A 14,862-nucleotide genomic window follows, 5' to 3' on the forward strand; every position below is an offset into this window, starting at 1 on the left:
GATTCCGCTTCCTACTTTCAAGGACTTCTCTCTCATGTCCCGTTCCGTATCCGCCTCGCAGTTGCGCACGCTCATCGCTCAACGCTCGGAACTCGCCGTGCTCGACGTGCGCGAGGAAGGCGTCTCCGCGCGAAAGCGTCTGTTCTATTCGTCGGTTGCGCCGGTGGGCCGGCTCGGACTGCTGATCGATCGCCTCGTGCCGCGCCGCGGCACACCCATCGTTCTCCTCGATACCCACGGCGAGTACACGCCGCGCGCAGCCGCCTTGCTCGAACGCTGGGGTTATACCGACGTCGCAATCCTCGAAGGCGGCGTCGAAGGCTGGGCGCAGGCGGGCTTCGAAGTTTTTTCGGGCACCAATGTGCCGGGCAAGGCATTCGGCGAAGTCATCGAGCACAAGCTGCATACGCCCAACATCGACGCCTCGACGTTGAAGGCCCGCCAGGATGCCGGCGACGATCTCGTCGTGCTCGACTCGCGTCCGTTCGGCGAATTCAACACGATGAGCATTCCCGGCGGCATCGATTGCGCGGGCGCGGAACTCGTCTATCGCGCGCTCGCTGCCGTGCCGTCGCCGGATACGCTGATCGTCGTGAACTGCGCGGGCCGCACGCGCAGCATCCTCGGCGCGCAGTCGCTCATCAACGCGGGCGTGCCGAACCCGGTCGCCGCGCTCACTGGCGGCTCCATGTCGTGGCTGCTCGAAGGCTTCGAACTCGAACACGGCAAGATCCGCACCGCGCCGCGCCCCGAAGGCGAGGCGCTCGCGACCGCGCGCGAGCTCGCCGCCGCCGCCGCGCGCCGCGCCCGTGTGCCGGTCATCGACCGCGACACGCTCGCCGCGCTCGAACGCGAAAGCGGGGAACGCACGCTGTATCGCTTCGACGTGCGCGATCCGCTCGAATACGAAGCGGGTCATCCGGCAGGCTGGCAAAACGCGCCCGGCGGACAGCTCGTGCAGGCAACCGACGAATACGTCGGCACGCTGCATGCGCGCGTCGTGCTGCGCGACGACGACGGGGTGCGCGCGCGCATGACGGCGTCGTGGCTCAAGCAACTCGGCTATCTCGATGTCCGCGTGCTCGACGATGCGGGGAGCGCATCGCTCGTCGCCGAGCACCTGGAAGCCGGTTCGCAGGCCGTGCGCGTGCGTCCGCACGGCGCGCGCACGCGCTGGATAGAAGCCGATGCGTTGTTGCGCGAGATCGAAGCGGGCGCCGTGCAGACCATCGATATCGACAGCAGCCTCGCGTTCCGCCGCGCCCATGTGAAGGGAGCGCGCTTCGTCGCGGCGAGCGCCGTTCTCGCGCATCTGAGCGACTTGCCGCGCGACACGCCGATCGTGCTCACGTCAGAAGACGGCGTGCTCGCGGGACTTGTCGCGGCGGAAATCGCGCAGACGCGCGGCGGCGTATCCGCGCTCATCGGCGGCACGCGCCGCTGGCTCGCGCTCGGACTGCCCCAGGACGCCGGCGACGCGGGCAACCTGACCGGCGACGACGACGCGTGGTACAGCCCGTATCACGCAAAGGCGGATCAGGTCGCCGCGCAGATGAACGCGTATCTCGCCTGGGAGCTGCAACTCGTCGAACAGGTGGACCGCGATGCGATCGCGTCCATCGACGTGCTCGACTTCGAAACGCCCACCGCGCGGCGCAGCCGCGAACGGCTCGCCGACATCGCGGGGCGCGCGGAATGAGCCCCACGTTCGACGGCGCATCGAGCCCGGCGGACATCGAAGGCAGTCCGCTGCACGCGGCGTTCCAGCAACCGCTGATCCTCGGCCTCTTCCTGCCGATCCAGAACGGCGGCTGGTCCATTTCGACGCTGCCGCGCGGCACCGACTGGCGCTTCGACTACAACGCGCGTCTGACGAAGCAGGCGGAAGCGCTCGGCTTCGATCTCGTCTTCGGGCTCGCGCAATGGCTCGGCAAGAACGGTCACGGCGGCGAGATGAAGTATCGCGAGCAGTCGCTCGATGCATTCATCGCGACGAGCGCGCTCGCCGCGATCACCGAGCGCATCCTGCTGATCTCGACGGTTCATGCGCTCTATGGGCCGTGGCATCCGCTGCATCTCGCGAAGTTCGGCGCGACGCTCGATCACATTTCGAACGGGCGCTGGGGCATCAATCTCGTGACCGGTCACGTCTCCACCGAATGGGCGATGTTCGGCCAGCCGATGATCGAGCACGACGAGCGCTATGCGCGCGCGGCGGAATTCGTCGGCGTGCTCGACACGCTCTGGCGCAGCGACGCGAACCTGACGATCCGCACGCCGCGCTGGCAGCTCGACGATGCCTTCGTGAGCCCGCGCCCGCGCTATCGCCGTCCGGTACTCGTCAACGCGACCGGCTCCGATGCCGGCATCGACTATGCGGTGCGCCATTCGGACCTCGTCTTCATCACGAGTCCGGCGGGCGCGGATTTCGACGACGCCATCGGCGCCTTGCCCGCGCATACCGCAAAAATTCGCGAAGGCGCGGCGCGCGTCGAACGGCGCGTACGCACGCTCATTAACCCGACGATCGTATGCCGTCCGACCGAGCGCGAGGCGTATGCGTATCGCGACGCCATCGTCGCGCACGCCGATGAAGGGGCGCTCGACGGCTTCGTCGCGCAAGGCAGCCGCAGCGACGCGAAAGCGTGGTCGAAGCACAAGCGCGAGCAGCGCATCCTCGGCGGCAATCTGCATCTGATCGGTTCGCCCGAGCAGATCGTCGACAAGCTGCTCGCGCTGAAACGCGCCGGATGCGACGGCGTGCAACTGACCTTTTTCGACTTCGAACCCGATCTCGCCTATTTCGGTGAAGCGGTGCTGCCTTTGCTCGTCGAAGCGGGCCTGCGTCGCGACTTCGCCGGATCCAACTCTCCGCACACGACGACATGACCACCACGCGGCCACGGCAACTCCATCTGAACACGAACGTGACCGGCACCGGGCGGCATCCGGCGGGCTGGCGCACGCTCGACAATCCACGTTCGATCATCGATCTGAGCTTCTTCAAGGCGATCGCGGCGACGGCCGAGCGCGGCAAGCTCGATGCGGTGTTTCTCTCCGATACCCTGTCGCTGCGCAATCACGCCGAAGGCCCGTCGCAGGCGCTGGAACCGACCGTGCTGCTGACCGCGCTCGCGGGCGCGACGCAACATGTCGGCCTGATCGCGACGGCATCGACCACGTTCAACGATCCGTTCAATCTCGCGCGCCGCTTTGCATCGGTCGATCATCTGAGCGGCGGACGCATCGCGTTCAATGCGGTGACGACTTACGACACGCACGCCGCCGCGAACTTCAGCCACGAGATTCCGCTCTCGACCGAAGAGCGGTATGCGCGCGCACAGGAGTTCGTCGAGGTCGTGACGAAGCTCTGGGACAGCTGGGAAGACGATGCCTTCGTCGCCGACCGCCCGTCGGGCCGCTATACCGATCCCGCGCGCGTGCATACGATCGAGCATCGCGGCAAGTACTTCTCCGTGCGCGGGCCGCTGTCCGTGCCGCGCAGCCCGCAAGGGCGGCCCGTGCTCGTGCAGGCCGGCTCCTCGGAAGGCGGACGCGCGCTTGCCGCACGCTTCGCCGACGCCGTCTTTACCGCGCAGACGACGCTGCCGACGGCGCAGGCTTTCTACGCGGAGATGAAAGACCGCGTGCGCGCGCATGGCCGCAATCCCGATCATTTCCTGCTGCTGCCGGGGCTGTATCCGGTCGTCGGCGGAACCGAGCGCGAGGCGCGCGAACGCAAGGCCGAACTCGACGCGCTGCTCGATACCGATCGCGAAATCGCGCGGCTTGCAGGCGCACTCGGCCTCGCGCCCGACGATCTGTCGATCGATGCGCCCTTGCCCTACGAGCTCATCGGCAAGGTCGCGCGTTCGGACCTGCCGCGCGGTTTCATCGACTCGACGGTCGCGCTCGCGAAGAGCGGGAACCTCAAGGTGCGCGATCTGCTCGACCGCAACCCCGGCGCCCACCGGATGATCGTCGGCACGCCCGAGCAGATCGCCGACGATATCGAGCAATGGTTCCAGGCACGCGGCGCGGACGGCTTCAATCTCAACGCCGACGTGTTTCCTTCGGGCCTCGCCGCCTTCGTCGATCACGTCGTGCCGATCCTGCAGCGCAAAGGCATTTTTCGCCGCGACTACGAAGGCACGACGCTGCGCGACCATCTCGGCCTGCCGCGACCGGCCAGCCAGTATGCATCGTCGGCGCATGCCGCATGAACATCGAGAGGACAGGAACCGCATGACACAGGACAAGCAACTCACGCGCGCGGCGCTCATCCGCTCGGACGACGAAGCCCTCGACACCGCGCGGCGTCTGGCCGCCGAATTCGCCGTCGACGCCGCCGCGCGCGATCGCGATCGCCGGCTGCCGCTCGACGAGATCGAAGTGTTCAGCGCGAGCGGCTTATGGGGCATCGGCGTGCCGCGCGCATTCGGCGGCATCGATGTCTCCGTGCGCACCATCGCGCAGGTGTTCGATACGATCTCGGCGGCGGATTCGTCGCTCGGGCAAATTCCGCAGAATCACTTCGCGACGCTCGAACGTCTGCGACACGACGGCACGCCGAGTCAGCAGGACTTCTTCTTTTCACGCGCGCTCGCCGGAGAACGCTTTGGCAATGCGACCGCCGAACCGGGCGACCGTCTGCCCTCGGAGCACGAGACGCGCGTGCGCCGCCGCGCCAATGGCAACGGCTTCGTGCTGACGGGCCGCAAGGTGTATTCGACGGGCGCGCTTTTCGCCCACTGGATTCCTGTCGCCGCGCGCGATGACGACGGTCTTCCCGTGACCGCTTTCGTCGCACGGCATGCGCGCGGCGTCGAAGTCATCGACGACTGGTCGGGATTCGGTCAGCGCACGACGGCGAGCGGTCAGGTGCGGCTCGACGAGGTCGAACTCGATGCGCTGCAGATCGTCGCGCGCGGGCGCCGTCCGTATATCGATGCGGCCAATGCCGTGTCGCAGGTGCTCCATGCGGCGATCGATCTCGGTATCGGCCGGGCCGCGCTCGATGAGACGAAGCGCTTCCTGCACGCGTTCGCGCATCCCGCGCGCGGCAGCGGCGCATCGCATGCGACGGACGACCCGTACACGCTGCGCGACATCGGCGCACTGACGGTCGATTTGCATGCGGCCGAGGCGCTGACCGCACGCGCCGCCGAGTCGATCGACCGGGCGCGCGACCCAAACCCGCCGCGCGAGGCCGTCGCCGCTGCCATCGTCGCGACGGCGGAAGCGAAGATCGTCACGACGCGATTCGCGCTCGATGCATCGAACAAGCTGTTCGAACTCGCGGGGACGCAATCGACGCGCTCCGAACACAATCTCGACCGGCATTGGCGCAATGCGCGCACGCACACGCTGCACGACAGCGTGCGGTGGAAATATCACGCGGTCGGGCAGTATGCGTTGAACGATCTACTCTGCGATCCGTTCACTTACGCGAATCCTTATACGAAGCTCGACGTGTAAGTCAAACGGCGTGCCTTCAGCACGAAAGGCACGCCGTTTCCGCGAAGCTTCAGTGCGATGCGACGGCCTGCCTGTCGAACACCGGGTTGAACTCTACGTCCACCTTGATCTGATTCTTGATGTCGCCGGATTTATAGAGCGTGTCCGCGATCTTCTGCTCGCGCGCCACCAGTTCCTTGTCGAGCGGATAGAACCGGGAACGTCCGTTTTCGGCGGAGAATTTCGCGCGCGCCGGGCTTTGCTTCATCTTCTCGAGATAGATCTTCTCGACAGCCGGCACGTTCTGCGCCCACCACGTCCACGAGTTCTTCAGGCGGCCGAGGAAGTCGCCGAGCGCCTCGCTCTTCTTCGGATCGCGCAGCACGTCGGTGCGGGCGGTGAACACGGACAACGCCGGTATGTCGAGTTCGTCGCTCCTGATGATGACGCGCGCATCGCCCTTGTCCACCGTTTCCTTGACCGGGCCGTAGCCGCCCGAATAGACCGCGACCTGCCCCGCATTGAACGCGGACGCGGACACGTTGCCGTCGCCGAACTTGACGGCTTCGAAGTCCTTCGGCTTGAGTCCGGCCTTCACATACGAGAGCACGTATTGCAGATAGTTGAAGCCGCCGAAGTTATAGCCCCACGTTTTGCCCTTGAGATCGGCGAGGTCCTTGACGTCGGCGCTCTTGCGCACGACCGTGACGATAGGCGGATAGCTGCTATCCGGATTGCGCCAGCCCGCGATGATCTGCAAGGGCGCGGTGTCCGCGGTCCACGGCGTGCGTGCGTTGCCCTGTTCGATGATGAGCGACGTATCGCCCATCAGCCCGACATCGAGCACCTTCGAATACAGCGCGGACAGTTGCGCCGCCGGACCGGTCAGCACGGCCCATTTGACTTTGTACGGCGCGCCGTCGAGCACGTGCGACGCTTCGACGATCAATGGCCATGCGGCGTCCTGCGTGCCGATCGTGAGCGTCAGCGGTTCGCCTTGCGCGAACGATGCCGACGACCCCGCGACGAAACTCGTCACGAAAAAAGCGATGAAGCGTTTCCTGATGCGCATGAACGTGTGGTCTGAGTGAATGAAGTCTTCATGCCGCGTTTCGGGACGCGGCTTGCAATGCAGCGTCGTCGACGCCGAGTTCCGCGAGCAGCCGCGCGCGCAACGCGATGGCGTGCTCGTCGCCGCGCGAACGCGGACGCGGAGAATCGACCGTCACATCCGCGCTGATCTCGCCTTGCGATAGCACGACGATGCGATCGGACAGCAGAATCGCTTCGTCGATGTCGTGCGTCACGAGCACGACCGCAGGCGTATGCGCGCGCCACAGACGCGCGACGAGTTCGTACATGCGGATGCGCGTCAACGCATCGAGCGCGGCGAAGGGTTCGTCGAGCAACAAGAGCTTCGGCTCGCGCACGAGCGCACGCGCGAGCGCGACGCGTTGCGCCTCGCCGCCGGAAAGCGTCTTCGGCCAGCCTTGCGCGTGGCGCGACAAGCCGACTTCGTCGAGCGCGGCGAGCGCGGACTGCTTCGCCGCGCCCAGGCGGTCGTGGCCGATGACGACGTTTTCCCATACGCGCTTGGCGGGCACGAGACGCGGCTCCTGAAACACGACGGAACGCGCGCCCGCGACGCGCACGCGACCGCTGTCGGCGCGATCGAGCCCGGCGAGGATGCGCAACAGCGTCGTCTTGCCCGCGCCCGATGCGCCGAGCATCGACACGAACTGGCCGCGCCTGATGGTGAGCGAGACGTCCTTCAGCACCGCGCGCCCGGCGAACACGCGGCTCACGCGGTCGAGTTCGAGCGCGGCTTCGCGCTGTTGCAACGCGTCGAAGCGTTCGATGTCAGGCGAGTTCAAAACGCGGCCTCCACGGCAGGGCGAGATGTTCGAGCGCGCGCATCACGAGATCGGTGACGATGCCGAGCGCCGCATACACCAGAATGCCCGCGATGATGATGTCCGCGCGCTGATTCTGGTTCGCATTCACGAGGATGTAGCCGATGCCGTTCTGCGCGTTGATCTGCTCCGCGACGACGAGCGCGAGCAAGGCGACGGCGCTCGAATAGCGCACGCCGACGAGGATCGATGGCAGCGCCGTCGGCAGAATGATGCGCAGCGCCATCTGCCGGCTCGACAGCCCGAAAACGCGCGCCGCTTCGAGCAGCTTCGGATCGACGCCGCGCACGCCGGCATACGTGTTGAGATACATCGGAAAGATGGTGGCCGCGAGGATCACCGCGACCTTCGCGCCTTCACCGATGCCGAACCAGGTGATGAAGAGCGGAATCAGGGCAATGAACGGAATGGTGCGCAGCATCTGCAGCGGCGCATCGACGATCTCTTCGCCGACGCGCCACAGGCCCGCAAACAGGCCCGCCAAAAGACCGATGCCGCCGCCGATGGCCAAGCCCGTCGCCGCGCGCACGAGCGACACGCCGATCGCGCTTTGCAGTTCGCCGTCCGCGATCAGTTCCTTCAGTGCCGCGACGATGACGGTCGGCGGCGGCAAGGTTTCGGGCGCGACGAGTTGCAGCGAGGATGCGAGCTGCCACAACACGATCAACGCGAGCGGAACGCCGATGCGCAAACCCCGCGAGCGCAGCACGCTCAACGTGCGCGCGCGTGCCTGCGCCGCTTCGCGTGTGGGCAGGTCGACTAGCGCGCGCGTATCGTTTGTGCGCTTGTCGTCCCGTTCGGGGGGCGCGCCGGCATCGAGCCGTAGCGCGGCGGAAGGATAGCGGGGAACGTTCATGGGCAGGCGGGCGGGAATGACCGGGAGCGGGTTGAACGAATGATGGTACGTTCGCCCCCATTGCGAGCAAACGAAGCGTTTGCCGGATGCTATGCGCGCTTTCCCGAATAACTATTGCAGTCGAGGGACTATCCGGATCCGGCGAGCCGCGCTGTTCCACCTCTTCATCTGTCAGGCCGATGCGGATCGGTCCGCCGACCAGCGCGAGCGTCGCATTTCACGCAGCCGCGTGTCCCGAGCTGAAGATCCGCGATGCGCTTCCGAAGCACGGAGCACGAGCCCGCCGCGGGGCTGCCATCCATCCACGCGCGGCCTGCCTGACCCATGCCGAAATCTGATGCGCCTCATGAGATCTTTTCGATTGGCTTCGCGACGGAGCCGCGTCGAGAATGATTGCACCCCAGCCGCCTCCGCAGTCCAACCAATCAGGAATGCAACGACCGATGAACCTTCGTGAATCCACCAGGCACTTCGACGATCGCAACGTGAGAACGGCAAACGGCCAGGCCGGCTCGCGCCATCGAACCTGTGGCGAATCCCTCGTCACCTTGCTCGAGATTTACGGGGTCCAGTATGTCTTCGGCATCCCGGGGGTGCACACAGTAGAGCTCTATCGCGGTCTTGCGCGCTCGTCGATCCGGCACGTGACGCCCCGTCACGAACAGGGCGCGGGCTTCATGGCCGACGGATATGCGCGTGTCACCGGCAAGCCCGGCGTGTGCTTCATCATCACCGGTCCGGGCATGACCAATATCGCGACCGCGATGGCACAGGCCCATGCCGATTCCATCCCGATGCTCGTGATATCGAGCGTCAATGCGCGCAGCGAACTCGGCAGCGGCGACGGACGCCTGCACGAACTGCCCTCGCAGCGCGAAGTATTCAACGGGCTCGCCGCGTTTTCGCACACCTTGCTCGATGCCGCCGATCTGCCTCAGGTGCTGGCCCGCGCGTTCGCGGTGTTCGAGAGCGCCCGGCCGCGGCCGGTGCATATCGAGATCCCGCTCGACGTCATCGTGTCGCCGGCGGGCGTCATCGAGGCGTCGTGCGCCGTGCGTGCGGCGAAACCCGCTGCACACCCCGCCGCGCTCGCCGCCGCCGCGGAACTGCTCGCGGAGGCGCGCCGCCCGCTGATTCTCGCTGGCGGCGGCGCGGCCGACGCTGCCGCCGAACTGCGCGAACTCGCCGAGCGGCTGCAGGCGCCGGTCGCGCTCACGACCAATGCGAAAGGACTGCTGCCGTCCGGACAGCCGCTTCTCATCGGGTCCACGCAGTCGCTGCCGCACACCCGCGCGATGATCCGCGAAGCCGACGTAGTGCTCGCGGTCGGAACCGAACTGGGCGAAACCGATTACGACGTCGTCTTCGACGGCGGCTTTGCGATCGCAGGCAAGCTCATCCGCATCGATATCGATGCGCAACAACTGATGCGCAACGTTCGTCCGGATGTGGCCATCGTCAGCGACGCGCGCGAGGCGTTGAGCGAGCTGTCGACGAGACTGCACGAGCGTCCCGTTCGCCCGGCCGCGACGGACTGGGGCGCGGCGCGCGTCGCCGCGGTGCGGGCCGCCAACCTGGCCGGCTGCGACGCCGCGATGCGCTCGCAACAGCGCCTGATCGACACGATCGTCGGCACCTTGCCCGGCGTCGTCATTGCAGGCGATTCGACGAGCCCGGTCTACGCGGGCAACTTTCTCCACGATGCACCGGCGCCGCGCTCATGGTTCAACTCGTCGACCGGCTACGGCACGCTCGGGTATGGACTGCCCGCCGCCATCGGCGCGAAGCTCGCCGCGCCCAGGCGGCCGGTCGTCTGCCTGATCGGCGATGGCGGTCTGCAGTTCACGCTGCCGGAACTGGCGAGCGCGGTGGAGGCGCGCGTGCCCGTGATCGTGCTGGTGTGGAACAACTTCGGCCACGGCGAGATCCGCAAATACATGGCGCAACGCGATATCACGCCCGTCGGCGTCGATATCTACACGCCCGACTTCGCCGCGCTCGCCAAAGCCTTCGGATGCGAGGCCGCAAGAGTCGACGACCCGCGGACCCTCGAAGCCGAGCTGCGGCGCGCAGTATCGCGCGACGTCCCGACCGTGATCGAGGTCCGCGAAGCCGACTGGTTTGCACGGGTGCCGTCATGAACGCGAACGCACGCCCCGTCTTCGACTTGCCGCTGCGCACCCAGCTCTTCATCGACGGCTGCTGGTGCGCGCCCGAAACGCGGCAACGCTTGCCCGTCATCAATCCATCGACCGAAGAGACGATCGCCGAAGTGGACGCGGCCGGTCCCGCCGACGTCGATCGCGCGGTGCGCGCCGCGTCGCACGCATGGCGCGCCTGGAAACAGACTTCGGGCGCCGCGCGCGCCGCCTTTCTGCGAGCGATCGCACGCGGCGTGGAAGCCAGTGCCGAGCATCTCGCCGCGCTTCAGTCGCTCAACAACGGCAAGCCGATCGCCGAATCCCGCATCGATGTCGGCGACGTGGTCGCCACCTTCGACTACTACGCCGGGCTGGCCGAACGGCTGGATGAACCGGGCGAAGCGATCGCCATCCCGAGCGACCGGCATCGCGCGGTGATCCGCCGTGAACCCGCGGGCGTGGTCGGCCTGATCGTGCCGTGGAATTTCCCGATGGTGACCACGGCCTGGAAACTCGCGCCCGCGCTCGCCGCGGGATGCACGGTCGTGCTCAAGCCTTCCGAATTCACCCCGCTGCCGGAACTGGCGCTGGCCGCGATCGTCGAGCAGGCCGGCCTGCCACCCGGCGTGTTCAACATCGTGACCGGCACCGGCACCGATGTCGGCGCGGCGCTCACCACGCATCCGCTCATCGCCAAGGTCTCGTTCACCGGCAGCACGGCGGTCGGCGAGCAGGTCATGAAGGCGGCGGCGCAGTCCATCAAGGGCGTGAGCCTCGAACTGGGCGGGAAGTCGTCCATCGTCGTTTTCGCGGACGCCGACCTCGATCTCGCCGTCGATCTCGTCATCGGCGGTGCGTTCTTCAATGCCGGACAGATGTGCTCGGCCACGTCGCGCGTGCTGGTCGAACGGCCGCTCGCGCAGGCGCTGATCGCTCGCCTCGCCGACCGGGTCGCGCGCACCGTCGTCGGCGATCCGTTCGCCGCCGCCGTGCAGATGGGGCCGCTCACGAACCGCGCGCAGCACGAACGCGTGCAACGCTTCATCGCGCGGGGCAAGGCGGACGGCGCGAGCCTCGTGGTCCAGGGCCAGGCGCCCGACGGACCCGGATACTTCGTGCAGCCAACGATGTTCGTCGACGTGCCCGCCGGCAGCGCCGTGTGGCGCGAAGAGATCTTCGGACCCGTCTTGTGCGTGCGCAGCTTCGACACGGAAGACGAAGCGATCGCCACCGCCAACGACACCGAGTTCGGGCTGGTCGCAAGCGTCGTCACGCGCGACGCGGCACGCGGACAGCGCGTGGCGGCCGCGTTGCAGGCGGGCGTCGTCTGGATCAACGCGCCGCAACTGATCTTTCCTCAGACATCCTGGGGCGGCTTCAAGAAGAGCAGCATCGGCCGCGAACTCGGGCCGTTCGGACTCGCGGCCTTCCAGGAAATCAAGCAGGTGCTGACCGCGACCGATCCCGACTGAAAGCTTTTGTTAAGGCCGAGCCATGCGTTCGGCTCATGGCAACCATGCCGAGATTTCGATTGTTGCCGAAATTTTGCGTCCCTAGAGTGCTCTCACAACGCCGCTGTTGATCGACCGACCGCATTGACCGACTGCTGCACGTTCAGCGAGGAGTGAACCATGCATGACATCAAACGAGGCAGAAGGCAGGCCATCAAGACCATCGGCATGGCGCTCGCCGCATCGAGTCTGCCGATGCCGTTCATCAGCACCGCGAAGGCGCAGGAGAAGAGCTTCGCCGGCAAGACGCTGCGCCTGCTCACATGGTCCGACGACACCGGCGCGGCGGCCTTGCGCAACATTGCCGCGACGTTCAGCCAGAAGACCGGCGCGCAGGTCATCGCCGATCGCGCCGACGGCACCTCCGGCATGGTGGCGAAAGTGAAAGCGGCCGGAGACCGCCCGACCTACGACGTCATCACGCTCGCGGGCGTGGGCGCCTCGGGTCTCGCGGATGCCGGTCTGCTGATGAAGCCCGATCTGAACAAACTCCCCAACCTGAAGGATGTCGCCGCGCGGTATCAAACGGGCGCCAACGGCTTCGGCATCGGCTATCTGTTGTGGTCGGACGGTCTCGTCTACAGCACGTCGTCGGTCAAGACGGCGCCCACGACCTACGAAGCGCTTTGGGATCCCAAGTATGCGGGGCGGATTTTCCTGCCGCCGCCGGAATGGGCCGAAGCGGTCGATCTCGCGATCATCGCCGCCAAGATGGCGGGCGGCTCGCAGCAGAACATCGAACCGGGCTTCGCGAAGCTCGCGCAACTCAAGGACCGCGTGCTCACGCTCGGCGAGAATCCGAATCAGGTCGCCGACCTGTTCCGCACGGGTTCGCTGGATATCGGCGGCATCTACTCGCCGGCGTTCTTCCCCGATCAATTGCGCAAGCCCGAGTACAAGATGGCCGTCACGTATGGGATGAAGGAAGGCTTCGCCACCCAGCTGATGTTCACGGTCATACCGAAGGCGCACCCGGGCGACATCGACCTGATCCACGCGTTCATCAACCATTCGCTCGACGCAGGCGTGCAAGGCCGCATGGCCGCCGACGTGCTGAACGGTCCGGTGAACTCGAAGGCGGCGATTCCCGCCGAAAGCCGCGCGTTCGTGCCGTCTCCCCAGCAAATCGCGGAGAACGCCGTGCTGCACGACGACAAGGCATTGGCGGCGGTGCAACCGGCGTGGATCAAGCGCTATACGGAAATCTTCTCGGCCTGAGCTCCATGTCCGCACTCTCTTTCCGCCGCAGGACGGCAGCGCTGGCAGGCGCCGCCTCCGGACAGACGTCGGCTCCCGCGCTGCCCAGGGTGCCGCCGTGGGTGCTGCTCGCGCCGATCCTCGCGTTTCTCGCCGTGCTCGTCGCGGCGTCGCTCGCGGTGCTGCGCATGAGCTTCGGCGTGCCGGGGAACGAGTGGCGCGCACTCACGCTTCACAATTACGCGGACCTCGCCGATTCGTACTTCCTGCGTTCGCTCGGGCTGACGCTCAAGCTCGCGTTTGAGAGCATGGTCTGCGCGGTGGCGCTGGCGATTCCGGTGGCGCTCGCGATGGCGCGCACCGAATCGCGGCTCGCTCGCCGGCTCCTTCTTGCCGGCGTGCTGCTGCCGCTGCTCGTCAATCTGCTGCTGCAGGGTTACGGCTGGCTCGTGATGCTCGGGCCGGCGGGCATGCTGAATAACGCGCTGCTCGCGGCCGGCGTCGTGCGGCGTCCGGTGCAGTGGCTTTATCGCGAGAACGGCGTGCTGCTCGGCCTGATCCAGACCGCGTTCCCGCTCGCCGTGCTGCCGCTCGCGAGCGCCATGCGCGCCATCTCGCGCTCTTACGAGGAAGCGGCCGCTACGCTCGGCGCGACGCGCTCGCAGACGCTGCGCCACATCGTCCTGCCGCTCGCGATGCCCGGTCTCGTTTCCGGCGCGCTGCTCGTCTTCGCCTACAACGCGAGCGCGTTCGCCGTGCCGCTGCTGCTTGGCGGCCGCCGCGTGCCCATGCTCGCCGTGCTCGTGCACGACCAGGTGGCGCCGCTTCTGAACTGGCCCGCCGCGTCGGCATCCGGCGTGGTGCTGATGGTGGCGACGCTCGTCGTCATGTCGGTATCGCAACGGCTCGTACGCGGCATGCAAAGCACGGAGGAAGCCCGTTCATGAGCGCCCTGCGCCTTTCCGCGATCATGCCGGGACGCCTGAGCCGCGCCGCCAGCCTGCTCGCGACCGTCGTGCTCTTTCTCGCCGCCCTGCCGATCCTCACGATGGTGACGATGTCGTTCGGCAATTCGGATACGCTCCAATTCCCGCCGCCGGGCTTCGGGCTGCGCTGGTATCGGGCCGCGTGGCACACGTTCGTATCGCCCGACGCAAGCGATGTGCTCTCGATGGGCACGGCCCTCACGACGAGCCTCGTCGTCGCGGTATCGACGATGATCATCGCCACCGCCGTCTCGGTGCCCGCCGCCTACGCGCTCTCGCGCTATCGCTTCCGCGGCAAGGCGGTTATCGAGCAGCTCGTCGCGCTGCCGCTGGTCTATCCGCTCGTGATGCTCGGGCTCTCGCTGCTGCTCGTGTTCAACGTGCTGCCCGTCGAGCTCGGCATTCTGCGGCTCATCATCGCGCACGTGATCCTCGCCTTGCCGTTCACGGTGAAGAACTGCGCCGCCTCGGTCGCGGCGATCGGCCCGGAGTTCGAGGAAGCCGCGTGCCTGATGGGCGCGAGCCCGCGCCGCGCGATCGTCGATGTGGTCCTGCCGCTCATGCGGCCCGGCATTCTCGCCGGCATGCTGTTCGCCTTCATCGTCTCGTTCAACGAGTTCACGGTCACGTTCTTTCTGTACGGCATCGACACGATGACGCTGCCCATCTGGCTGTACAGCCGCACCGTGTCCTCGCTCGATCCGACCGTGTTCTCGTTCGCGGTCGTCATCGTGCTCATCGACTTTGCGTTGATCTGGCTGCTCGAAAAGCTGGTCGGCGACGAAGGCGTCGCGCTGTAAC

General features: G+C 66.8%; 12 protein-coding genes. 9 read left to right on the forward strand and 3 right to left on the reverse strand.

Annotation, left to right across the window (positions count from 1 at the left end):
- Positions 1 to 34: 34 nt before the first annotated feature.
- The 4 genes from NCS00_RS31210 to NCS00_RS31225 are packed head-to-tail and all read left to right on the forward strand — an operon-like array spanning position 35 to position 5,478.
- Positions 35 to 1,699, forward strand: coding sequence for a rhodanese-like domain-containing protein (locus NCS00_RS31210; protein WP_250442097.1), 1,665 nt, complete (start codon positions 35 to 37; stop codon positions 1,697 to 1,699).
- On the forward strand, positions 1,696 to 2,889 hold the full coding sequence (locus NCS00_RS31215; protein WP_008345460.1) for an LLM class flavin-dependent oxidoreductase: 1,194 nt from the start codon (positions 1,696 to 1,698) through the stop codon (positions 2,887 to 2,889). Before NCS00_RS31210 ends, NCS00_RS31215 begins: the two co-directional genes overlap by 4 nt.
- Complete coding sequence (locus NCS00_RS31220; protein ID WP_250442098.1) at positions 2,886 to 4,223, forward strand: LLM class flavin-dependent oxidoreductase; 1,338 nt, start codon at positions 2,886 to 2,888, stop codon at positions 4,221 to 4,223. Before NCS00_RS31215 ends, NCS00_RS31220 begins: the two co-directional genes overlap by 4 nt.
- A 22-nt stretch (positions 4,224 to 4,245) precedes the next feature.
- Positions 4,246 to 5,478: an SfnB family sulfur acquisition oxidoreductase gene (locus NCS00_RS31225; RefSeq protein WP_250442099.1), complete on the forward strand. Its 1,233-nt coding sequence runs from the start codon at positions 4,246 to 4,248 to the stop codon at positions 5,476 to 5,478.
- A gap of 49 nt (positions 5,479 to 5,527) precedes the next feature.
- On the opposite strand, the gene NCS00_RS31230 is transcribed toward NCS00_RS31225, so the two are convergent.
- From NCS00_RS31230 to NCS00_RS31240, 3 genes are all read right to left on the reverse strand, one after another.
- Positions 5,528 to 6,496: an ABC transporter substrate-binding protein gene (locus NCS00_RS31230; protein WP_235366136.1), complete on the reverse strand. Its 969-nt coding sequence runs from the start codon at positions 6,494 to 6,496 to the stop codon at positions 5,528 to 5,530.
- A gap of 61 nt (positions 6,497 to 6,557) precedes the next feature.
- Positions 6,558 to 7,331 carry an ABC transporter ATP-binding protein gene (locus NCS00_RS31235; RefSeq protein WP_250437720.1) on the reverse strand — a complete coding sequence of 258 codons (774 nt, stop codon included), beginning with the start codon at positions 7,329 to 7,331 and terminating at the stop codon, positions 6,558 to 6,560.
- Positions 7,318 to 8,226 carry an ABC transporter permease gene (locus NCS00_RS31240; RefSeq protein ID WP_175982464.1) on the reverse strand — a complete coding sequence of 303 codons (909 nt, stop codon included), beginning with the start codon at positions 8,224 to 8,226 and terminating at the stop codon, positions 7,318 to 7,320. Before NCS00_RS31240 ends, NCS00_RS31235 begins: the two co-directional genes overlap by 14 nt.
- 443 nt (positions 8,227 to 8,669) lie before the next feature.
- On the opposite strand from NCS00_RS31240, the gene NCS00_RS31245 reads away from it, so the two are divergent.
- From NCS00_RS31245 to NCS00_RS31265, 5 genes are all read left to right on the forward strand, one after another.
- Positions 8,670 to 10,367, forward strand: a complete 1,698-nt coding sequence (locus NCS00_RS31245) for a 5-guanidino-2-oxopentanoate decarboxylase (protein ID WP_250442100.1) — start codon at positions 8,670 to 8,672, stop codon at positions 10,365 to 10,367.
- The gene (locus tag NCS00_RS31250) at positions 10,364 to 11,839 is read left to right on the forward strand and encodes an aldehyde dehydrogenase family protein (protein WP_250442101.1); all 1,476 of its coding nucleotides are present in this window, start codon (positions 10,364 to 10,366) and stop codon (positions 11,837 to 11,839) included. Before NCS00_RS31245 ends, NCS00_RS31250 begins: the two co-directional genes overlap by 4 nt.
- 159 nt (positions 11,840 to 11,998) lie before the next feature.
- On the forward strand, positions 11,999 to 13,096 hold the full coding sequence (locus NCS00_RS31255; protein ID WP_250442102.1) for an ABC transporter substrate-binding protein: 1,098 nt from the start codon (positions 11,999 to 12,001) through the stop codon (positions 13,094 to 13,096).
- A gap of 5 nt (positions 13,097 to 13,101) precedes the next feature.
- A complete protein-coding gene (locus NCS00_RS31260) occupies positions 13,102 to 14,022 on the forward strand; it encodes an ABC transporter permease (protein WP_250442103.1) in 921 nt (306 codons plus the stop codon).
- Positions 14,019 to 14,861 carry an ABC transporter permease gene (locus NCS00_RS31265; protein ID WP_250442104.1) on the forward strand — a complete coding sequence of 281 codons (843 nt, stop codon included), beginning with the start codon at positions 14,019 to 14,021 and terminating at the stop codon, positions 14,859 to 14,861. The genes NCS00_RS31260 and NCS00_RS31265 overlap by 4 nt, the downstream gene beginning before the upstream one ends.
- The last annotated feature ends 1 nt before the right edge of the window (position 14,862 follow it).

It is taken from the genome of Caballeronia sp. AZ1_KS37, assembly GCF_023631165.1.
Taxonomy (GTDB): domain Bacteria; phylum Pseudomonadota; class Gammaproteobacteria; order Burkholderiales; family Burkholderiaceae; genus Caballeronia; species Caballeronia zhejiangensis.